Annotated in this window: 19 protein-coding genes; 4 read left to right on the forward strand and 15 right to left on the reverse strand. The window is 48.3% G+C overall.

Annotation, left to right across the window (positions count from 1 at the left end; translation table 11 throughout):
- Positions 1 to 19 precede the first annotated feature (19 nt).
- Entirely contained in the window at positions 20 to 2,011 is a 1,992-nt protein-coding gene (locus MMG03_RS08295) for a carbohydrate-binding protein (RefSeq protein ID WP_249506076.1), read from the reverse strand.
- A 204-nt stretch (positions 2,012 to 2,215) separates the two neighbouring features.
- On the opposite strand from MMG03_RS08295, the gene MMG03_RS08300 reads away from it, so the two are divergent.
- Positions 2,216 to 3,355, forward strand: coding sequence for a diguanylate cyclase domain-containing protein (locus MMG03_RS08300; RefSeq protein ID WP_249506077.1), 1,140 nt, complete (start codon positions 2,216 to 2,218; stop codon positions 3,353 to 3,355).
- A 68-nt stretch (positions 3,356 to 3,423) separates the two neighbouring features.
- Complete coding sequence (locus MMG03_RS08305; RefSeq protein WP_249506078.1) at positions 3,424 to 4,482, forward strand: GGDEF domain-containing protein; 1,059 nt, start codon at positions 3,424 to 3,426, stop codon at positions 4,480 to 4,482.
- Between the two features lie 26 nt (positions 4,483 to 4,508).
- On the opposite strand, the gene MMG03_RS08310 is transcribed toward MMG03_RS08305, so the two are convergent.
- The 13 genes from MMG03_RS08310 to MMG03_RS08370 all read right to left on the reverse strand — a co-directional run bounded on the left by MMG03_RS08310 (position 4,509) and on the right by MMG03_RS08370 (position 19,728).
- On the reverse strand, positions 4,509 to 5,561 hold the full coding sequence (locus MMG03_RS08310) for a tetratricopeptide repeat protein (RefSeq protein ID WP_249506079.1): 1,053 nt from the start codon (positions 5,559 to 5,561) through the stop codon (positions 4,509 to 4,511).
- Positions 5,554 to 6,201, reverse strand: a complete 648-nt coding sequence (locus MMG03_RS08315) for an energy transducer TonB (RefSeq protein WP_249506080.1) — start codon at positions 6,199 to 6,201, stop codon at positions 5,554 to 5,556. The genes MMG03_RS08310 and MMG03_RS08315 overlap by 8 nt, the downstream gene beginning before the upstream one ends.
- Positions 6,202 to 6,343: 142 nt before the next feature.
- Positions 6,344 to 6,748: a biopolymer transporter ExbD gene (locus tag MMG03_RS08320; RefSeq protein ID WP_073159736.1), complete on the reverse strand. Its 405-nt coding sequence runs from the start codon at positions 6,746 to 6,748 to the stop codon at positions 6,344 to 6,346.
- 52 nt (positions 6,749 to 6,800) lie between these two features.
- Positions 6,801 to 7,439 (reverse strand): FISUMP domain-containing protein, encoded by a 639-nt coding sequence (locus MMG03_RS08325; protein ID WP_175547664.1) that lies wholly within the window; start codon positions 7,437 to 7,439, stop codon positions 6,801 to 6,803.
- A gap of 11 nt (positions 7,440 to 7,450) precedes the next feature.
- The gene (locus MMG03_RS08330; protein ID WP_073286233.1) at positions 7,451 to 8,104 is read right to left on the reverse strand and encodes a MotA/TolQ/ExbB proton channel family protein; all 654 of its coding nucleotides are present in this window, start codon (positions 8,102 to 8,104) and stop codon (positions 7,451 to 7,453) included.
- Positions 8,105 to 8,106: 2 nt separating this feature from the next.
- Positions 8,107 to 9,642, reverse strand: coding sequence for a MotA/TolQ/ExbB proton channel family protein (locus tag MMG03_RS08335; RefSeq protein ID WP_249506081.1), 1,536 nt, complete (start codon positions 9,640 to 9,642; stop codon positions 8,107 to 8,109).
- Entirely contained in the window at positions 9,642 to 10,499 is an 858-nt protein-coding gene (locus MMG03_RS08340; RefSeq protein ID WP_249506082.1) for a DUF3450 family protein, read from the reverse strand. Before MMG03_RS08340 ends, MMG03_RS08335 begins: the two co-directional genes overlap by 1 nt.
- A 36-nt stretch (positions 10,500 to 10,535) precedes the next feature.
- A complete protein-coding gene (locus tag MMG03_RS08345; RefSeq protein WP_249506083.1) occupies positions 10,536 to 12,032 on the reverse strand; it encodes a hypothetical protein in 1,497 nt (498 codons plus the stop codon).
- Between the two features lie 133 nt (positions 12,033 to 12,165).
- The gene (locus MMG03_RS08350; RefSeq protein WP_088658842.1) at positions 12,166 to 14,646 is read right to left on the reverse strand and encodes a TonB-dependent siderophore receptor; all 2,481 of its coding nucleotides are present in this window, start codon (positions 14,644 to 14,646) and stop codon (positions 12,166 to 12,168) included.
- A 120-nt stretch (positions 14,647 to 14,766) separates the two neighbouring features.
- The gene (locus tag MMG03_RS08355) at positions 14,767 to 15,984 is read right to left on the reverse strand and encodes an HD-GYP domain-containing protein (protein WP_083538196.1); all 1,218 of its coding nucleotides are present in this window, start codon (positions 15,982 to 15,984) and stop codon (positions 14,767 to 14,769) included.
- A 145-nt stretch (positions 15,985 to 16,129) separates the two neighbouring features.
- On the reverse strand, positions 16,130 to 18,427 hold the full coding sequence (locus tag MMG03_RS08360; protein ID WP_249506084.1) for a caspase family protein: 2,298 nt from the start codon (positions 18,425 to 18,427) through the stop codon (positions 16,130 to 16,132).
- A 12-nt stretch (positions 18,428 to 18,439) separates the two neighbouring features.
- On the reverse strand, positions 18,440 to 19,225 hold the full coding sequence (locus tag MMG03_RS08365) for a hypothetical protein (protein WP_073236058.1): 786 nt from the start codon (positions 19,223 to 19,225) through the stop codon (positions 18,440 to 18,442).
- Positions 19,225 to 19,728 (reverse strand): RNA polymerase sigma factor, encoded by a 504-nt coding sequence (locus MMG03_RS08370; protein ID WP_073159717.1) that lies wholly within the window; start codon positions 19,726 to 19,728, stop codon positions 19,225 to 19,227. Before MMG03_RS08370 ends, MMG03_RS08365 begins: the two co-directional genes overlap by 1 nt.
- Positions 19,729 to 19,928: 200 nt before the next feature.
- On the opposite strand from MMG03_RS08370, the gene MMG03_RS08375 reads away from it, so the two are divergent.
- Both MMG03_RS08375 and MMG03_RS08380 read left to right on the forward strand, forming a co-directional pair.
- Positions 19,929 to 21,584, forward strand: a complete 1,656-nt coding sequence (locus MMG03_RS08375) for a bifunctional diguanylate cyclase/phosphodiesterase (protein ID WP_249506085.1) — start codon at positions 19,929 to 19,931, stop codon at positions 21,582 to 21,584.
- A complete protein-coding gene (locus tag MMG03_RS08380) occupies positions 21,584 to 21,940 on the forward strand; it encodes an Hpt domain-containing protein (protein ID WP_073159713.1) in 357 nt (118 codons plus the stop codon). Before MMG03_RS08375 ends, MMG03_RS08380 begins: the two co-directional genes overlap by 1 nt.
- An 87-nt stretch (positions 21,941 to 22,027) precedes the next feature.
- On the opposite strand, the gene MMG03_RS08385 is transcribed toward MMG03_RS08380, so the two are convergent.
- On the reverse strand, positions 22,028 to 22,351 hold the full coding sequence (locus MMG03_RS08385; protein ID WP_073159711.1) for a hypothetical protein: 324 nt from the start codon (positions 22,349 to 22,351) through the stop codon (positions 22,028 to 22,030).
- Positions 22,352 to 22,357: the final 6 nt, after the last annotated feature.

Genomic DNA, 22,357 nt, shown 5'->3' on the forward strand with positions numbered 1-22,357 from the left:
GTTGTAGGAGTGAAACTTCTTACTTCTTTACTGATATCCGCAGAGCCTTGCCTCTAGCGGATTTCATAATATAGACTCCGGACTTACGAGCCTGCAGACTGGCAGTAGCGTAAGTCTCGCCCAGATTTGCAGCCATGAATTGTCCAACTCGGTTGCCCTGCATATCGAACAGGGTGTAAGCCTCTCTACCATTATCCAGACGCAGGTTCATTTCCTTCAGGCTTTCGATGGAATCTTGTTCCACAATTTCCTGGGGAATTTCGCCCAGCATAAACCAGTCAATATTGGCGTAGCTTCCGGTAATGGCCAACTTGATTATATGTTCCCCGACAGTTAGCGTAACCTTTCCGGCGTCCACATTTTCATAGACATCCCACTTGTTGTCTGCAGTTTGGGGAATGGCGACGGTATCAGTCACAGCCTTGCCATCGACAAAGAGCTGCACACTTCCGCTGGTGCCGCCGGCAGCGGCACGGATCGTTAGCGGGTATTCGCCATCGGCATCCACATCCACCGTATATTCCAGCCATTCACCGGCAATGGTATAACCGACAACATAATTACCTTCTTCAATTTCTTCCAGGTCTACACCGTCTTCGCGATAGACGTTGCCCTTGTTCTCGTCATCGGCATCATAATAGGAAGTATTGTTTTCGCCAGAGCCGTTCACATCGTAGTTTTCAGCCTGGATCTTTCCGGGGAGCTTGATAGCCTCGGAGCCAAAAGGCTTCTGGGGAATAATGGGTGTCACGTAAATACGGTAGGCGTTATAGACATTGGTAATCTTGATGGGAACCGTAATCTTTCCGTTGCTTACGGTATATTCCTTGCTGGATTCCGGAGTCGTCGAGGGAACGGCGGTATCCTTATCTTTCCAGGTCACATATTCCACAGCCACATTCACCTTGCTTCCGAAAGCGGCAGGGACACCGGCAATATCCACGGTTACATCGCCGAGGGTATTTCCACCTACAACGATGCTGGCAAAATTTTTCTTCACGTCGACAGCGGCAAATCCATCCACGCCATCGCTCTTGTCGTTAGGAGGAGTCACCTTGGCCATATAGCCACTCATGTCGCCATACCACTTGTACAGATGCCAGCCACCACCGCGTTCGTTCTTAGCGGTAAGCAAGCTTCCCAGACGACCCGGCAAGTTGGTGAACCACCAGGAAATCATGGCACTTTCTACACCATGGCGTTCAAACTTCGCGATGAAGGGAACAGAAACACCCGGGCATCCTTCTTCCAGATGTTCATTGGAAGAGTATTCATTGATACTGATTGCACGAGGAGTAACGTTATACTTTTTTTCCAGATTGCGGTAATTCTCGATCGCTCCAGCCAAGCCTTCAGAACCCCACTGATGCCAGCTAATCACATCGGGCATACAGTTGTTGGCGGAACAGTACTTCACGAATTCTTCCATCTTGGAAGCGTTATACCAAGAGTAAGAAGGTCCCACAATCCTTTCTTTGGGATCCAGCTGACGGAGCAAATCATAAGTCTGCTTCCACAAACCCGAATTAAAGTCAATGGTAGTGGATTTCCAGGTATCGTTAGGTTCGTTCCAGATTTCGTAACCGTCAAAATTCTGAACTTCAGAGGCCTTCTTGTCGTTCACCACGGCGGTCACTTCCTGCTTCCAGGAATTCATATCCTTGAACCGATAGGGCCAACCAGGCAAAATGTCCGCCAGGCGGATCTGCACCTTTCCCGTGGTGTTCTTAATACGGGGAGACACCAGGAACGCGCCTCCAATGGGCTGCTGACGTCCCTGTCCGCTGCGGGCAGGAGCCAGGAAGACGTTGGGCTTCAGGGGAGCCACATCCTTGTCGATATCCAGCGGATATGTTTCAGTTAGACCGTAAAGGGAGCCCGTGGCCACATGGGTCACGGGTCTTATGCTATCCCCCAAATTCACAGAAAGAGAAGTAGCCGCACTTGCCACCCCCATGCCGGCGAAAGCCACAACCGCCAACGCACCCTTTACAGAAAAACGCAATCCCATACATCCTCTTTTTTTACGTTTCGTTATAGTCTAAACATAAATTTCAAGCCCCCCTATAACCATTACCTCTCCAAAAACACTTTTGCAGTTTTTGCAAAAACCAAACCTCACATCCATCTTTACATTTTTTTGCAAAAGTGCAACATTTGAACAATTTGATATTATATTTTTCTTACAACAGGACGGTTTTTTACGGAAAAAGGTTTGAATCTTACAGCAATCTATGTCGCCAATAGCTTCGGCATCATGCTTATCGGCATTCTGCTTATAAGCAATTGGAGCCGTCTGCGCGAAAAAAACATAGAAAGCAGTTGTCTGCTCCTAATGATGATTTCGGCATTCATGGGTTGCGTCATCGACCCCTTCGTTTTCGCATGCGATGGCCAGCCTGGAACATTAAACCGTTTTGTCGTACAGGCGGGCAATTCCCTGCTTTACGCAGCCGACATGTTCGGCTCCTTCTTCTGGTTAATATTCCTGAAAAGCCATCTCAAAATCAAGCTCTCCCTGACCCACAAGTACATTCTCAATTGCGCCCTGATGCTGGGTATAGCCATTATCCTGGTTAACTTTTTCCTCCCGATTATTTTCGAAATATCGGATTCCAACACCTATATCCGTCGGGCAGGTTACTGGTTCTTCTGTGTCATTGACTATGGATTCATGATTGACAGCATCGTCCTTTACCTGATCTGCAGGCATCGCGGCGGTTACATGAAAAACTTCCCCATCATAGTCTACCTACTCCCCCTCCTGGCAGGTAATGTGGCTCAGTCCCTGATTTACGGCATTTCAACCATCTCTTCCTGTTTTACCATTTCTATTGCAGGCCTCATGGCCAGCCTCCAGCGCGAACGCATTTACAGGGATAAATTGACCGGCATCTATAACTTTGCCTACCTAGACGTACTCGAAGGGCAATATATAGGCAACACCCGCCATAACGTATCGGGAATCATGATCAACCTGAACGGGTTCAAGAAAATGAACAAGGAACTGGGACGATCGACCGCAAACAATGCCCTCAAGGACGCAGCCAAGATTATAGCCCATTCCATCGGTGAATTAGGAACAGTGGTCAGATATGCCAGCGATGAATTCATCGCCATCGTGAACACGCAAGACGAAATGGCCATCAACATGTGTATTGCCAGCATCAAGTCCGCTTTCAGCGAATTTAACAGGGATCCCAGAAACTCCTATAAAATGTCCGCCTGTTTCAGCAGCTGCAACATCAACCCGGAAAACGACATTTCCGCATTCCTTGATGAAATCAGCAAACGTATGCTAGAAGAAAAGGCTGACTTCTACAGTCAAGGTGAAAATAATCGCCGGCGAGCATAGTCCAACTTGGAACTTATTTATTTCTGCAAACCATCAAAAAAAAAGTTTGGTTATTTAGTTTTTCCTAGATGCGTTTACTGCCAATAGATATCGACCCCCAGGAATTTTATAAGTCCAAGTACCTGTTCTACCACAGGTTCACTTTTTGGGTTGCAATCATCGCATCCTTCTGCATGGTAACCTACTTCGTTTCGGACTGTCAGATTTTCGGATACACAGCCTGGGAAGTTCTGCCCATGCGTTTGTTCCCTCTGGTCATAGCAGCGGGACTCGCCATCCTTAGCCGAAAGACCACCAACTACAAGATTATGACCGTCGCCACCTACCTGACGGTCCTTTCGGTGTTGTGGTGTACAATCTGGGTTGTCTATTACCTTCCCGACAAGACTCATTTTGGTGAAGGTTCCGTCATCAACCAGTTCCTGTTTTTTGCAGTTGGATTTGCGGCCCCCTGGCACTATGTAGTCGCCGTCAGCGGGATTGTACTCGTTTCTATTCTGGGCACAGACTGCATTATCTACTACCCCAATTTTGACATCCTTATTTCCCTGAATCTCCCCTGCCTTATAGGAACGACGGTAGCCCACTTCTTTATGCAGAAACTCTACATCAAGCATTTCAGGGCTCAGAAGATGCTCGAGTACATTTCTATGTACGACCAGCTTACCGGAGCCAACAGCCGAAATGCCATCCAGAATCTGATCAAGGTAGAAAACAACCAGTTCATCGATGACTTGACAAGACCCCTATGCGTCGCCATGTTCGACATCGATTTTTTCAAGGCCGTCAATGATAACTACGGTCACGCCAAGGGCGACATCGTCCTAAAGGATTTTACCGCGATCGTAAAGAAGAACATGAGACAGGGCGATTATTTCATCCGATGGGGTGGCGAAGAATTTGTGCTGCTGATGCCCAACACCTCCATTAAACACGCCATGAGTCTCGTCGAGGGAATTCGCAAAAAAGTATCCCAGGCTAAAAGCAAGGTTTGCCCCATCACCATTTCGGCAGGGGTTTCCCGATACGACGGAATGGATTACAAGAAAGCCATTGACCAGGCGGACCAAGCCCTTTATAAAGCTAAGGCCGCCGGCAGGAACAACGTGGTTCTATTCGAAGAATAGAATTATTGGTTGAATTTTTGGTTGATTTATTGGCTGGACGTCAGATCCAGAATGTCAACCTGAATTGTGGCATCGTCAGGATAATACTTAAGAGCGAGATTCAGAATTCGAAGGGCTTCGTCATCCCGTTTCTGGGCGTGGGCGTCATAAGCCAGATTCTTGAAACCATAAACCGCTTCGGCGTTGCCATGTTTCGCTGCAATCTCATAAGCAGATTCTGCACGTTCCAGGAACTTGGCGTCATAAGCCAGGTTCCCGAGGAAGATGGCCGCATCCACAAAATCCGGCTTGATCTGCAAGACATTATTCAGAATATCCATGGCCACAAACTGCTTGTTGTCTTCAACAAGGACGTCGGCAAGCTTATACATGGTATTCACATCGTCGGGACGAATGGAAAGGGCTTCGCGGTAAGCGCCTGCGCTCTGCTCATAATTTTTCTGCAGGCGGAAAACATCACCCAGGTAAACCAGGAAGTCAATTTCTTCCGGGTGGGAAGTATAGCCTTCGCGAATCACGGCAACAGCGCGATCAAAATCGTCTACAGCAATGTTCGCTTCTGATAGCTGGTACACAATGCTAATGTCGGACTTGTCCAAGGCATAGGCTTTTTCTACTGCCTTCAAGGCGCCAATCTTATCGCCCGTCTTGCTGTAGGCTTCGCCAAGATAAAGCCAGCCGCTAATGTTATTAGGTTCCAGCTTTAACGCACGATGATAAGCGGCCACGCATTCTGGGAACTGCTTCAATCTAAAGTAAACGCTGGCCATATTAAACAGTGCCGGAGCGAAAGTTCCATTGGAATAGTCTACCGCCTTACGGTAGCTTGCTGCAGCCTCGGGATACTTTTCGGACTGATAATAGGAATTGGCAATATTGAAACTTACCGCAACGGGATCAGCCCCGCGGTCAGCCGCCTTGCGATACAATGTGATGGCCTGCTTAAAACGGCCTTCACGATAAAGAGCATTGGCGCGATCCATAACATCCGATGCAGACTGTGCCGCAAATGCAGGAATCGCTAGAACAAATGCGAAAAGAATAATCAGGCCCTTCAAGGCTCGTTTAGTCCTAATCATGGAACTTCACCTCGAACGGTTGTTCCATTCCGCAGAAAGGCACCGCCTTACCATCTTTTTCTGCAGGTTCAAAAGTCATACGGCTCAAGGCATCCTTACCAGCCTGGCCAAGGCCAGATCCCGCCGGAGATTCCTCCACAATGCGGATATCATAGGCACGCCCGCTGGCATCGACGCAGAAAGTCAAACGCAGGCTGGCGTCAATTTCGCGATCACGAATCTGGGCGGGGACTTCAAACTGGGGCATAGATCTGCTATTAGGTTTCTTGTCGACATCGCCAGACTGATTGGCCATGGCGCCACCGCGAAAATCAGAGACCAGTTCCTCGCTAATGGCCGCACCGCCACCGCCTCCAGCAACCCCAAGATTCATGGCCATGCGAGGGCCCGCCTTGGGGGAACGGGAATTGGACTTCTGACGGTTAGGTTTGCGGGCAGGCTTTTTCTGTTCCTGTTTCTTCTGGACTTCTTCGGGTTTCTTTACGGCAACTTCTGTTTTTACGAATTTCTTCTGGGCATTCATCTTTCCAGAAATGAACAAGTTTGCGACCGTCACCGAAAACACCAGCAGAAGGCTGCTGAGTACCGCAACAATCAGCACAGAAAAACGTTTAACCAGTTTTAGAACAAACTTCATCATAAGGCGAAAGGCAAATATGAGTTACGAGATATGAGATATTTAGGGTCTCGTGCATTCATGGGATTCTGAAACAAGTTCAGAATGACAGTCCACACAGCTCACTTCTTTCGTATCTCGTAATTCATATCTCATAATTCATTGTTTAGTCCGCTTGTGCAGCGATTGACACTTTTTTTACTCCACTTAAATTACAGGCGTCGATTACTTGAACCAGCACCCCAGTTTCCGCACCTTTATCCGCAATAATCACGGCTTCACGATCAGGCGTCTTTGCAAGAGTCTGCTTTAGAATATCCTGCAGGCTGGCCAAATCCACCTGACGTTCGTTAATGTGGATTGTACCTTCGCGGGTAATGGCCACCAGGATGTTTTCCTTTTCCAGCTGCGAGGCACTCTGGGCTTCGGGCTTTGTCACATCCACGCCAGTTTCGCGAGTAAAGCTAGAAGTCACCACAAAGAAAATCAGCAAGATGAACACAATGTCCATCAAAGGGCCCATATCGATGCCCATATCCTTTTGCTTTCGGCGAGGTAAATTAAAATCCATTTTTTAACTCTTACTCTAAAGGTATGCTTTGTTTTTTTGCGAACCCAAAATCCTACATCTTCACACAGCGAACCGCAAAGGCATCTGATTTTTCGGCACGGTTGATGCTGCTGGCATACTCCCCTTTTTTAAGGGTAAATACATCTTTCGCCTTTCCGTTAGTTTCGCTCCAGAAATAAGCCCGCGTTCCAACCTCAGAAAATTTGGAGACGTGCAAGTCGTAACGTCCCAGCGCCAAGGCAGAGAACCCAATTTCGTCAGAGCCCTGCTTTTCAAATTCGTGCCATAGACAGAATCCCGGATTTTTCTTGCAGGCCTTCTGCATGGCCGCAAAATCCTTAGCCTTGGGTATCCTCCAGCCTTCAGGGCACAAGGTCGACAATTCCTCGATGGTGTAATAACGGCCCACCTTGTCGCAGCCGCCATATTCCTGATTGCAGAAACTTTTTTCGGAAGCGAACCTCAGATTATCCTTCATCCAGACAGCGTCGTCAATTTTCACATAGCGGTACACCTGGTTATCGCGGGCATCTACGAAGGATTCCCCATTTACGATTTCCATGGAAATTTCAACCGCGGGTTCAGCCGTCACTTCGTTTTTTCCCGCCTTATATTCTTCAGCGGATTCCTTAGAAGAGCAGCTCATTGAAACAAGGCCCAGGGCGAGCAAAACAAAAAATTTGAATTTCATAATCAGCCTCATTATTCCCGACCAGAGGTCCAGTTTTCAATAATCGTAGCGCCAAGTTCTAACTGTTGAGTCAGGTATTCAATACGTTCGTCCAGGCGCTGTTTTAACAAGGTCAGCGGAAACGCAATGAGCAAACCGCTCTGTGTAGAAATTAGAGCTTCAGAAATACCGTCTGCCATAAGGACCGGATTCTGGTTTCCGTAAAGGGTAATAACTTCAAAGGTAGACACCATGCCGGTAACGGTTCCAAGCAAACCCAACAACGGAGCCGCAGCCGCCATCACCGAAACAATGTGAGTTCCCTGCTGCATATAGCGCACGGTCTTGATCATGCGCACTTGCATGTAGTCCTGATAATCTGCCGGAGTATCGATAGCCACCTTCAAGGCCAAATGAAGTTCACGGGCCACAATTCCGCCACGTTTCTTCAAATGCCTACGGGCGGTTAAACCGCGGCCGCTTACACTTTCATGCAAGTCCTTGCGAAGGCGATCCACAACCTTGTGGACATCCTTACGGAAGATATCTCGGCCAATGCGAATCCAGGTAGAATACAGAAAATAGAATCCGATGGCACCGCACAGCAGAATAGGGAGCATCACGACGCCGCCGGCGCCATAAGTGCTCTGCAAAGCTTCTATGAATATGTACCAACTGTTATTCAATTCTATGCCTTGGGGAAAATCTTATTCAACAAGGTCGTACTCTGCACATAAAGTTCGCTGGTCACCTTCTCGATTTTTTCACTGAGAAGGCCATGCAGAATCATCACGGGAATGGCAATAATCAAACCGGTTTCTGTCGTAACAAGGGCTTCAGAAATACCTCCAGCCAAAACGCGGGCATCATTAGTTCCCACTTCCGTAATCACGTTGAACAAGGTGATAATACCGGTCACAGTACCCAGCAAGCCCAACAGCGGGGCGATGGAACCCATGGCGGCAAGCAATCCCATTCTGCGTTCCAGTTTCGGCTGTTCACGAAGCAAGGCTTCCTGCAAGGCACGCTCCGCCGTTTCGCGGGAATCCCTGGCGCGATTCACCACCGCAAACATAACCATGGAAAGGCTATTCATATGCTTCAGGCAATAATTGGCGGCATCATCATAACGCTTTTCATCAACCAGGGAATGCACCTTCTTCACAAAACGGCGACCGACGCGACCACGGACTGTGAGCATGATAAAACGTTCCAGGCACAGGAGCAAGGCGAAAGCGGCCACCAGCATCAAGGGGTACATCACAATGCCACCCTTCTTGAAGAAAGCCTGCAGTTCCTCTTTCCAGGTCAATTCATTGGTATCGGTAATGGAATTCTTTACAGCCTTATTCTGGAGAACATCCAGCGGGACGCTGACCACGGCCGGAGCGGAACCGGCTTCGTTTACAGCACCACGAATACCTGCAGAAAGTTCCATGGGCAAGGTTGAATTCCATTCGAAAATCTTACCCTGCAGAGCACCGGAACGGAGCAGGGCCTGAACTTCGCCAAGACCATCGGCAGATCCGTCTGTAGCCACTTCGCCCAGAAACACCGTACCCAGACGCAGGCGGTTCACGTTAACATCGGGGCGGCTTCCCACCTGGGATTTTTCGTTACCGTAAGACTGAGTGTAGGTCAGTTCATGTCGACCCAGAACATCTTCCAGGTAGGCACGCATGGCGGCAAGCGTATTGGGATTCTTGGCATCCGCATCATTCTGGGCTTTCTTCAGGCGCAACAGACGATCGTTCATTCCCACCGGATAATCACCCGTCACTTCGCCCAGGGATTTTTCAACGGCCAGTTTCACCTGGGTATTGAAATTATCGTAAGCCCCTTCATCGGACTTTGCCTTTTCTTCCGCATCCGTAGTCAGATCCTTGCTGGCCTGAACTTCTTCGTTGACGCGGCCTAAATCCGTAGAAAGCTTGGAATAGCGGCCATCCAATTCTCGGGTTTCAGTTTGATGTTCTTCTGTCAGCTGAGTTTCATTATATCGCTTACGCCAATGTTCAGCTTCCAGTTTTTCAAGGGAATCGGCCTTCTGCAAACGAATGCGGGTAAGGGCATCCACTTCACGCTGCAAGTTCTTGAATTCCTCACGTTTCAGGGAATCCAAAATCAAGGCGCTATCGACGGCGGCAGACTTCTTGTCGCTGGACCAAGGCCAGGCAAAAGCAGAGGAAACGCACAACAAGGCAATCAGAATCAAGTTCTTCATTACTTGCCCTCCTTCACAATAGAGAGGCTTACGGGCAGCGTTACCATCTGAGGCGGCTTCTTGGCCTGTTTCACATCGATGGCAAACTTTACTGCGGCACGTTCTTCCAAATTCAGGTCTTCATTCCATTCGTATTCTACAGAAGCACAGCCCTTGCCCGCATCGCCGGCACACTTGCGAACCAGGGAACCGAAAACCGTTGCATTTTCATCGGCGTAGACCATCCACTGATTTCCGATACGCAAAATCTGTGCGTTGATCAGTTCACCATTTTTACGGGTCAGCGGAGAATTGATGATGGCCACTTCATCACCAAACTTGGTCTCTTCGGCAATGAGCGCCTTGAGGCGGGAGAAAGATTCTTCGGCAGAAGCGTTTCCACTTTCTATATCGCGGGTCAGGGACTTTACACGGTCCAGGCGAACGTCACGATTCCAAGGCAAAGTCTGCCCCACCTGAAATTCCAGCTGCTTGCTGAGGGAAGCCAACGTGGTCATGAGCGCCTTGCGCTTGGCGGCCACATTGTCGCTACGGTTCTTGGCACGAGCCTGCTTGTTGCGTTCATCATTCAGCTGAGCGGCAACAGCCTTGATCTTGGTATTCAAGGAATCGATTTCAGCCTTACGACGTTCCGAGTCCGACCTATAGCGATCCTGCAAAGTCTTATAGCGTTTTTCGTCTGCCTTCAGCATGGAATCCGTAGCGGAAATCTGCGAATTCAATTTTGCGATTTCGCTGTTAAGGGTTTCCTTCTGCAGTTGCAGATCCCGAATGTCGGAATCCACGTCGGCGAAGACGTTAACGGCAAACACCGCAACGAACATTAAAAAAGCCAGTGTTTTTATTTTCATATTCATACTCGTTCTCTTAAACACTTCAAATTACAAATTCTGTCACCGCTTGCACTGTGCATCCTTGGGGTGTTCCTTGCACCAATTGTCCACCACCCTTTTCAAAATCGGAGACTGGATTTCTTCAAGATAATAACGGCTAACCAAGGCGGTCCCGCACTGAGGATATTCAGAAATATTCCAGTCACGGTCAGAACACCATTCCCAAAGGGATTCCTTGCAATCCGTCTTTTCCAAGGACTCCTGGCATTCCTTGCGAAGGCTATCGCAGCTTGCCACGCTATTGCTCACGAAATTACTGTCCATGCAATAGAACAAAAGGGCTTCAGCATTATAGGCATCTCTGTTTGCAAGCACTTTGTTTTTCTCGTTTTCATCATCCAAAGTTCTAGCATAGCGATTAGGATAATCTTCCCATTTTTCCACTTCAGGTTCATACTCAATCAGGACCCGTTCAAACATTGAGATGCAATCGAAGTTATCACGGGCCATTCTCAAATTGGACCAGCCATAATCCTCAAACACGCAAAGCTTTCTTCGATTCAAGCGGCACCATTTTGTTTCGAATGGTTTGTGGTCACTCATTCCTCCACTACGGAAACAATTTTCTTCACCCATGTATTCAAAGGTTACATACTTGTCCGTCGTAACTTCCAACAGCAGGGAATCCTTCAGCATGCCACTGAACACACCCATACCGTTTTCCACATTGCTCTTGGGAACAACACGAGGGTCACTGATAGCATCAAGAACCGTATTCTCATAATCCGAATAAGCCTGATCGGTAGCATAGAAATAAATGGTAGACTTGCCGACAGGAACAGTCATTCCGGGATACTCCATTGTGTCCAACGAATTTCGTCCGGCCACCATCATACGGGTCATAAAGCCCATGCTAGCCGTACTTTCTTCAGGCTTCTTTGTTGAAACGCCGCCATAACCAGTGGAGTCGGGATCCAAGAACGAACCCAGCATATTGTTTATGGTGGTATTCATGGACTCTCCACCTTCCATCTTATCGTAGGACATGGTCATAAGAACACCACGGACACTTTCGTCATACTCCATGGGAATTTTATAGGTCTTCACATCATTAGGAAATCCCAGGAATTCAAAAGGCAAGTAGCTGTAATCATTTTTGACAAAGGCGGCATCATCCTTGACACTAGGCGGAATGACGCCCTTAGCATGAATCTTGGTAGGAATATTCGTTTCAGCCTTCATCTTGGAAGTCACCTTGTGGCCTGCGCTATCCCACTTGAAGGTTGCATTCATAGTGTAGGATTTGCCAGGAATACCTGCATAACCCACTTCATCCATACCAAAGCAATTAGGCTTTCCTTTGGATTCCAGAGATTGCAACTGGGCTACAGAATCCCCTTCTGCACGGCCAAAATTTCCTGACACCGTCACACTGGCACTATCATAGAAAGCGAAATTTTCCGCAGAGGTTTCGTCCAATTCATACACCTTGGAAAAGCAGACATAGGGCGATTCATCGGCTACGATATAGCCGAAAGTATAGATACCGCGGTACACTTCCGTCTCTTCCGGATAGTAAGTCCAAGGCCCCTGAAAATCACAGGCCGCGAGAATAGTAGATAGTAGGAAGTAAACAGTAGAAAGCAAAACACGAGTTAAGGCTTTTCTTGTCCGAGAAGCCTCACACCTATTAGAAGTAATACTCATAATTGATCATGATCGGCAAAAAGGGGAACTGAGAAATCGAGCTATACTCCGGCGGGTTCTTGTCGGTATCGTAGTAGGAATAGAACATGTTTTCGTGGTCCGTCAGATTGATAATGGTCCAGCTGAAGTTCCACTTGTTTTCACGTCCAATATCGATGGCCTTTACGTCAATACGGAAGTAGGGCGTCTGGCGGCCTGCATTGCGGGAACCAGGGATAACCTGGATATTATCGGTATACTTCTGATCTTCCATTTTCTGCTGGTAGAAATAGCCTAGATATTCACTGATAGGCATGCCTGCAGAATACTTCATGACCACAGAAGACCTAAAGTAACGTCCCTTAACCTTGTGAGGCTTTAATCCATCTTCACCCCTCCAGTTAATACCCGCATCCAGCTTTAAGGCATAGGGCTGGTGCCAACTGGGGAAATAGGGTTTAGTACCGTCATTGCTTTTAAGAACGCTGAGACTCTGGCTCCAGTTAATGCCACCGAAGATTGCACCCTTTTCACGACGGAGTGAAAGTTCGTAGCCCATGGAATAACCTTCGGCCGTTCCGAAATTATCCGCCATCAAAAAGTCCGCAGAAGCGGTTTCATCTGTTGAATCCTGAACCATCATGAAGGTGTTCAAGTTGTTCTGCGTCTTGAAATAGGCGCCTGCAATAAAATCAAGTTCATCTGCAATCTGGGCCTGTTTGTATTCCACCGCAAAGAGGTTGGATCGAGCGGGCTTCAAGTGCTTACCCTTGCTGGTAGTTACCGACGGATAGTAGAATTCGTTAAGAGCTTCGCCGTCACCGAACATAATGGAGTTCATATACTGCAGGTAGTGTCCAGCATAAAATTCCAAAGTCTTCCGATCATCGATGTTCCACACCAGAGACAGGCGAGGTTCAATTCCAAAATCCTTGGACAGGTCCTGATAATTCAGACGCAACCCATAAGTAAACAGCCAGTCCTCATTCAGGCGCCAGGCATCCTGCCCATAAAGAACATGGTGCAAAGGCTTCTGGACATCTTCCACCCTCATACTGGAAATGTATTCATAGAACTTATCCCAGTCATATTCCAGTTCATAGCCAAAGGTTAGAACATGATTATCGATTCCGCGGAAATTGAGCCACTGCTTTGCCGCAAAGGTATAAAGGTCCTGACCGATATTAATCAAGTCCGTCAATTTCATTGTCTGGTAAAAACGGCTGTACGCCAAAGTGGCATTATAATCCCAATCGCCAAAGCGGTGGTAGAAATTAATGGGAACAGCCACATTACCCCAGTCCACATAAAGGGGATCAAATTCAAGAACGTCCTTGCCGGTGTAGAAGCTGAACTTCAATCGGGTATCCTGATCGAAATCATACATGAACGTTCCCTGCAAATCGGTAAACTCGTAATCGATGGCCAAATCCAGAACACCCAGGGCGCGGCACAAATCCAGCATATAGCCGATGTAAGTGGTACGGCCAGCGATCACCCAACGGGCATCACCCACATGGCCTTCGGTATGGAGCTGGGCGGCAAAAGTGCTAATCTTAACGCTGCTACGGCTGAACCATTCCTCCGTAGTATCGCTACCTCCGGCGCGACCATCCATTTTCAAAACGGAACTCAGACGGTTGCCGTACTGGGCAGGGAATCCACTCTTGTAGAACTGCACACCGTCAATGGTTTCCACCAGGAAGGTACTGAACAATCCGAAGAAATGGGTTGGAGAATACACCACCGCGTTATCATACAGGAACAGGTTCTGGTCGGCGGCCCCACCGCGCACATAAATTTTCGTACTGAAGTCAGAACTGGCAACCACACCGGGCAACTGCTGGATACTGCGGATCACATCCGCTTCGCCTAGGCCGGGCATGCGCTTGATACTCTTGGCGCTAACAACGGACTCACCAGGTTTGCGCTTGGGGCGACGACGTAACTGCACCACCACCTTCTTCATTTCGGTCACCTTGCCGTTGCTTCCTGCAGCCAAAAGGGCATCCACATCTACATCTTTTTCCTGAGGATCGTTCTGTAGCGAGTCGTTTCGCGGTTCCACGGAATCTGCTGCAGCCACAGCAGTCTTGGAATCGTCACCATCAGCCGTACCAGTAGTTCCCTCATTAGCCTCGGCAACAGATTCCGTCAACCCGGCATCGCCAATGACTGAGCTAAAAACACTATCCTGGCCATGGTAGACCAACTCATAGCATTTTTCCTTTTCGGCGCCACTGGTGTCGGAATTGGTAACGCAAACATTCCACAGGGTATCTTCGGGAAGCATCACCTGGAAATTTTCACCCACGACCGTTTGCAGGGCTTCGCCAGTTTCAAGAATTTCCACATTCAGTTTTTCACCGGGAGCAAAGGAAGAATCCTGAACCATGCCGTAAAACAGAATCCCTTTCTGTGCAGCAAGAGACGCCCCCTCACCAGCGGCTTCCTGCGCCACTGCCAAGACAGGCAACAAAAACATTGCAAGGTATAAAAGAAGTTTTTTCAAATCGTCTCTCGCGCTTGTCTACCAATTTAGAAATTAGCAATTACTATTCTAAACCGTTAAACACCAGAAAGAACGATAAGTGTCACCTAATAATTAGGCAATTTCATCCATGGTCTGACGGATAGGATCCTTCATCCCCAAAAATACGTCAACAAGGATAGGCTCAAAATCCGTTCCGCGGCCCTTTTCAATAATGGAAAAACATTCATCAAGAGGGATTGCATCGCGGTAACAGCGTTTCTGCGAAACTGCATCGAATACGTCGGCAACAGCCATAATGCGAGCAGCCAGGGGAATATCCTGTCCCTTTCGGCCTTCCGGGTAACCGCGACCATTCCATTTTTCGTGATGGAACTGAGCCACGTCATAAACGATCTGCCTATACCCGGCATTACCAATATGGGAGAAGGTCTGACGAATAATTCGGCCACCCTGTTCCGCATGGGTTTTCATAATGGCATATTCCTCGTCGGTCAGCTTTCCCGGCTTCTGCAAAATATGATCGGGAATGGCAATTTTTCCAATATCGTGCATAGGAGCCGCATTCACCAAGTCGTGAATAAAGTCGTGGTTAATAATATCCTTGTACACACCACGACGGTGCAGTTCCTTCACCAGCAATTCCACATAACGGCTAGTGCGCTTGACATGACCACCCGTATTTTCGTCACGGTTTTCAACCAGGTTAGCAAAACCCATCACCATGTCCGTATTCAGTTCCTTGATTCTCGCCGTATCTGCAATCTGTCGATCCACCAGCTTTGTGGTACGGGCAGAAATAAAATAGATCAAGCTACCGATACTAAAAATGCAGAGGGTTCTAGGCAAAATGCTGAACAGCACCAGACGTTTAAAGACCAGGAAGTTCTGGTCGGGAACGCAACCCATATAGAAACCGGCAAATTGCCCCACAATGGAAACGCCCACCGTCAGGAACCAAATATGCAAAGTCAGCTTCCTAGAAAAGTAAAGGCAGGCCAGGGCGATAGGAAACGCATACACCACCACCGCATGGAACGAAAGGGTGGTTTCGATAACCAGTAAGAACAGGCTGGACAGAATCACATACAGATACTTTAAATTCGGGTTGGCATTATCCACAAAACGGTTAATGACCGTAGGAGCCAAAAGCAGCAGGGCACTCAAACCAAAGGCAGAAAGCATCACCTTCTGGTCGATAATGAATACCCTGCAAAGGTTCAGGATCAACACCAGAGAGAAAATGCAAAGAGTCATCCGAAGCACTCTAGCCACAATTCTATTAGCTTCGGCCTCGTTCTGACGTACTATAAAATCACTATGCTTAGCCATACCATACCTAAACTAAAACTAAATGATAGGCAGAATTTACATTTCTTCGCGTATGTTTTTTGTAAGAAAATAAAAAAGTCTCTCGAAAAGAGGGACTTTTTTGCATTTTTCGCGTTTTTTGAGGATTTTTGAAGATTTTGAGGATTTAGAATCGCCCAAATGTTATACCGGCATACATTCCAGGCCAGAATTTCGCCTTATGACCGTGATAATTCCAGTCGTCATGCCACTTTCCCTTGGGTTCCACGAGGATTCTTTCGCCATAACCCTCCGTGGCCAGATTCAAAGTTGCGCCGGCGGAAAGTCCGATTCCCTGAATCAGCCTGGCGGTACCGCCAAGACGGATACGATGGTGGAAATTTCCCTTATAGTCCTCTTCCTCACGGTCTTCGCCGTACTTATCCGTAACGTGGAGGAACATGTACTCCAGTTCAAGATGAGTACCGTACTGGCCGAACTGGGTTCCAAGACCGATGCCGTTCTCATAGACATCCTCGAATTCATCAAAACCTTTCTGAAGAGCTCGGGAGAATTCAAGTGCCGTAAACAGGTAGGCCGTACCAAAATGAACGGACATGGCGGGGGCATTCATCTCGTTGATGGATCCGGTAAAACTCCATACACCATTTCCAACGATATTGATAAGACCGATAGGAGTCTTTTCGGCGTGACCCACCACGTTGATGACACCCCACTGGCGGCCCGTCGCCTTACCGGCTACATTGATAACAGCAATCTGAGTATCGTCAACCTTCTTTGCCACGTTGATGGCGCCAACCTGAACATGGGCATCCCTAGCGACATTTATCGCACTCACCTGAACGTTAGTCGTTCCTACAATGTTGATGGCACCCACCTGGGTTGCACTTACGGTATCCCTGGCGATATTAATTGAGCTAACCTGAACTCGTGCGCTCCTTGCTACGTTAACGGCACCTACCTGAACCGCATTGGGACTTGTATTCGTTATGACATTCACAGGACCGATTTGCGGACCATCCATATGTCCCGCATAATTAAAGCCACCGGAAAGTTGCAACCCCTGGAAATTTTTCTTGCCGATATTGAATATCGGGGAAACCTGCATACCGTGCATATCATTTTTAGCCAGGTTTCCAATCAGGCTTGCCTGAGCGCCAATCATAATATCATCCGACATCGACAGGAACACACCCATCATCAGGCCCTTACGAGGTTCGTGGGCTTTATCCGCCGCATTAAACGTTGTTCTAAATCTGCTATTATGATCCAGGGAATCAAAGCGGGCTTCCATATTCTCATCAACAACAGAAGACTTGATTTCGCCACGAGCCACCGTCTTTTCGGCGGATACAGCCTTAAAGTCTCGAACGGTCACTTTCTGCTGTTTTCCATTGGTAAGTTCAACATTCGTTTCATTCAGGTCAGCATTCCCTTCTAGACGAACCGTGTACTTTCCTGCAGGAAGACCAAGGCTCATCGATCTACCGGACTTCTTATAAAGTTCAGCTACCAGTTCGTTCGAGGCGTCACGAATAAAAACTCGACCTTCTATACCTTCATCCAAAATCATACCGGCACTAGTACTGCGCAGGTCCGTCATCACCACATCACCCGTACCCGTCAGATTCATGTCTCGACTGGGGTGCTGAGCTCCACCCATGGTGGTCTCCGTCTTCTGCAAAGTTTCGTTAAAGGCAAACTGGTAAGCCTCGGACAATGTCACCTTGCCATCGCCGCTCAAGTCTCCCGCACCGCGTAGACCGCTCACCAGGGAATGGGTAAAAAAGGAACCCCTCAACTTATCGCTTTCCTGGCTAGCTTCATCCTGGGTACTGCTGGTAATAAAGGCATAGCCCTTCATGTCGCTACTCTGGTCTACCATGAAGGCAGGAACAGCCACACCTCCCTTGGCTCGGGTAATGGCACCGGAACCACAGGCATCGATGACAGCAATCTTCACATCGGCATTCAGGGCATCTACACGTTTGCGGAATTCCTGCCAACTGTAAGTTTCTTCACCTAGATGCAGTCCCTTTTCGTCGGCATGGCCACTGTAATAGACAAGCACTTCCTCACGGCCGCTTTTCCCCTTGCCCTTCGCCAGGATTTTGTCAACATTGTCAAAGTGGGCATTCAAAAAAGCCACACTAGGTTCCTGGATCAGGTAGACATTCTTCTGACTGACTCCACCCATATCCTTAAGCACCGCCGCGAAAGATTTGGCATCGGATTCCGCATAGCGAAGAACAGGTCGTCCCTTACCGCCATTGTTGGCGCTAATGGCAATCACATAGCGATCGATGGTCGTCGAAGGCAACCCCGGAGCAGCTGCGGCAGCAGCATGAATGCGACCCACCATAAGGAACAACATGGCAAAGGAAAGCAGGCAAAGACCAATCATACTTTTCCATGGTCCCGCACCAACCACGCTATCAAAAACTTTAATCAACACCTTTTTCATTTTCAACCCCCGCTACTTTTCCAATTTGCTTACCGTAAATTCAACAACCTTAATGCCTTCCTGCTTCAAGGATGCATCAATATCATTTCCATCAATGGCAAACGTATTCCTGGACGTCATCAAAAAGAACTTTTCAAAATGAGGAGCGTCATCTAGTTTATACGCAAAAGGCAAAGTCACCATTTTACCCGGTTCCAGAGCGATGGATCCGGATCCATTACCCAAGTGCACCGTCAAGACGCCGTTACCGTCCATGCTAAAGAGAATGCCGTAACACTTCTCAGGGACCGAGTAGCGGAGTTGCAATTCATCGCCTTCGCTAGCGGCACCCAGATTTTCCATCTGGACAGCGGTTTCACCATTTTTCTTCCAGACTTCCATCCGAGCTTCCAGCCCCTTGATGCGGGTTCCATCATCAACCGAAACCATAGCGACTTCAGAAGTTGAACCGTCAACACCCTTCACGCCAAGATTCCTTTCGCCACCCGATACAAAAACTGCAGCAAAAATGCCCAGGGCGATAACCATGACGGCGGCAACCTTCAAAAACAGACTGGGAGCCACCATGCGAGAATCACCGGACATTCCCCTATCGATTTCATCAAGTCGGGGTGACAAATTGCTAAAGGGATTGTCCGCCAAAATTTTGGCATTTTCGTCACGCATTGCCTGCAGACGAGCACGGAAAATTTCATCAGTCGCTTCACGACGACGCAGTTCCTGCATTTCATCAGAAGGCAGGTCCCCTGTCAAATACTGTTCCAATTTCAAATCGGATACATTCATTTTCGTTTTCATTATTTGACCTCCAAATTCTTAACCTTGGATTGCAGTGTGCGTAAACGTTTACGAACTCCGCTTACAGAAAGTCCAACAGCTTCGGCCGTCTCTTCCAGAGTCATTCCATCCACAAAGTGAAGTACGGCCATGGTACGGGTAGACTCGGGCTCCTTCGAGAAAATCTTTTTCAGGACACTGCCGGCTTCGTAGGCATCCACCTCATCGTCTAAAGACGCCAACTGCAGAAGCAAGTCTTCACTGCAGGTATTTACGCCACGGCGGGCCTTATCACGGATCCGATTCAGGCATAACCTGGTTGCCGTATTCCACAGCAGACTAGATGGAGAGGACAAATCCAGCGAGTCACGACGTTCGTAAATCCGCAAAAATACGTTCTGCATCATGTCACTAGCCTCCGCATCATCTTTCAACAAGGCGACGCATCGGCGAAACACCATTGGCCCATAGCTTTCATAAAGCCTGGAAAAAGCCATCTTGCTTGCGATTTCTTGCCTATTCATACCCGTGTAACACTACTGGAGATCAAAAATGTCACCCAAATTTAGAAGTTTTGCCCCTCTATACACGAAAACAATGTGATAATCCTCATTTTGTTATTTTTTTCTCACAAAACTTATTTTTTTTGGTTAGATTTATTGAGAGCGAAGGGAGCCAAGCCCCCCTGACCAGCCCGTATCTAAATTTTTTACATGAGTACGAAATGGTAAAAAATGAAATTTTGATTGTCGATGACTCCAAAATCAACCGCGAGATGTTGCGGCTGATTCTTGAAGACGAGTACGACATCGTAGAGGCAAGCAACGGCCAAGAAGCCATTGATATAATCGAAAAGGGCGACCACGTATTTCGCTTGGTACTTCTGGATTTGGTCATGCCCGTCCTAAACGGATACGAAACCTTACAGGAATTCAACAAGAGGGGGTGGCAACACAAGCTCCCCGTCATCATCATTTCCGGCGACTCCACCGACGAAGCCCTGTCTAGAGCATACGATCTAGGCGCCGCAGACTTTTTTGCCAAGCCTTACAACCCGCAGATCGTTCTGCGCCGTGTAATGAACGTAATCGCCAGCCGCGAATACTCCTATAGAGATTTACTTACCGGAGCCTATAACCGATCTGGCTTCCTCCAGATGGCCAACAATTTCTTGCAAAAGTGCGAAGACCGTACCAAGTACGCCGTCATGTTCTTTGACGTTAAGAATTTCAAGGCCATTAACTCTGTCCTCGGAACAGAAGGCGGAGACGCAGTCTTAAAGCAGACCTACAGAGGAATGTCGGGCGCCGGCCTGGAACCCATTTTCGTTTCTCGATTCGAGGCAGACCACTTCGTGTGCCTAGTCGAGGCCGACAAGATCAACATTGATGCGATGATGCACGAGAACAACCAGGTTCTGGATTGGACCGGACGCAGCATGCAGTTCCGTTTCCGTACCGGCATCAGCTATATCGACAGCGATGGAGACGTCATCAACTTTGTGGACCGCGCCAAGCTGTCCCTTAGCTACATCGAAGACGAATATCTTAAGCCTTACGCCATCTTCGACGACAAGATGGCCAACAACTATATCAACGCCGCTTCCGTGACTTCAGAATTCGACACCAGTATGGCCAACGAAGAATTCAAGGTCTATTACCAGCCGATCATGGAAGCCGCTACCGGAAAGATCGCTTCTGCAGAAGCCCTTATTCGCTGGATTCACCCCGTTCGCGGTTTCGTACGCCCCGACCTGTTCATCCCAGTCCTCGAAAAAGACGGCTTCATCTCTAAGCTGGACCTGTTCGTAGACCGCAAGGTAAACCAGGTTATGCGAGGCTGGCATGATCAGGGACTTCCGACCGTGCCCGTTTCCGTGAACCTTTCCTGGATGGACTTCTATGACCAGGACATGATCCAGAATATTCTTGACCATGTGGCACAGCGCGTCACAGCACCTGGTTCCGTACGTTACGAAATTACCGAATCCTCTTTCGCCGCCCTCAAGGAAAATCGCGGAGACGTTTTGAGCGCCCTGCGTGAACAGGGGGCATGGCTCCTGATGGATGACTTCGGCAGCGGTTATTCCTCCCTGGGCATGTTGATGCACTACAAGTTCGATATCCTGAAAATCGACATGAGCTTCGTGCGCCAGCTGGAAAACAATCCCGATGTCAAGCACATCGTCAAGATGATTATCGACATGTGCCATCTTCTTGGAATGAAAGTTGTGGCCGAAGGCGCCGAAACAGAAACCCAGGTCAACATACTCCGCGAGGATAACTGCGACTACATCCAGGGTTACTATTTCAGCAAGCCCCTCCCCGAAGAAGACTTTAAGCAGTTCCTTGCCAAGTGCAAGGCCGAAGGAAAGATATAATGACACTCCAGGAATTGTACGCAAAGATCAACGGCAACTACGCCGAAGCCCAGAACCGACTGATGAAGGAATCCTTCATCGAAAAGTTCGCCTTGATGTATCTGAAAGACGACAGCTTTGTTTCCTTGCAGAACGCCATCAGCGCAGGGTCTATTCCCGACTGCTTCCGTGCCGCACACACTCTGAAAGGTGTTGCAGCCAATCTGGCCTTTACAGAATTGCAGCAGGCAGCCTCTGAACTGACAGAGCAGCTCCGTCCCCAGACGGCTCCCGCCGACGCCGCCATGGTAGAAGTCCTCAAGGTGGCCCACGAAAAGGTTGTAGCCGCATTGAACGAATACAACGCCAGCAAGTAGGCTTTGCAAACGAGCAAGGCGAAAGAACAGTTTAAAAAAACGGGATCCTGATTTTTATCAGGACCCCTTTTTTAATCTTTAATGGGATTAAAGTTCTTCATTTCTGTTAGACCGTTCCATACCTTCGTCAAGCAGAAGGTTCAGGTTCTTGAGATCCTTTTCCATCTGCTCGTAGTAGGCCTTGGCACGGCGAAGCTGCTTTCGCAACTCAAAGATTTCAGACGTCAGTTCCACAGACAGCAAGGCTAGACGCTTGCGGTTATCCATCTGGAACTTTGCCGAACGTTCAAAGCGCTGATCGATAAAATCACCGATCTCCTTAAGTTCCGCATCAGGCAAATCCGTACGGATCTGAATATGTTCCTGAGCAACGGAAACGCTAACTGATCTAAGAGGTGCGATTTCTGCCATTTTACT

Source organism: Fibrobacter sp. HC4, assembly GCF_023373925.1.
Classification (GTDB): domain Bacteria; phylum Fibrobacterota; class Fibrobacteria; order Fibrobacterales; family Fibrobacteraceae; genus Fibrobacter.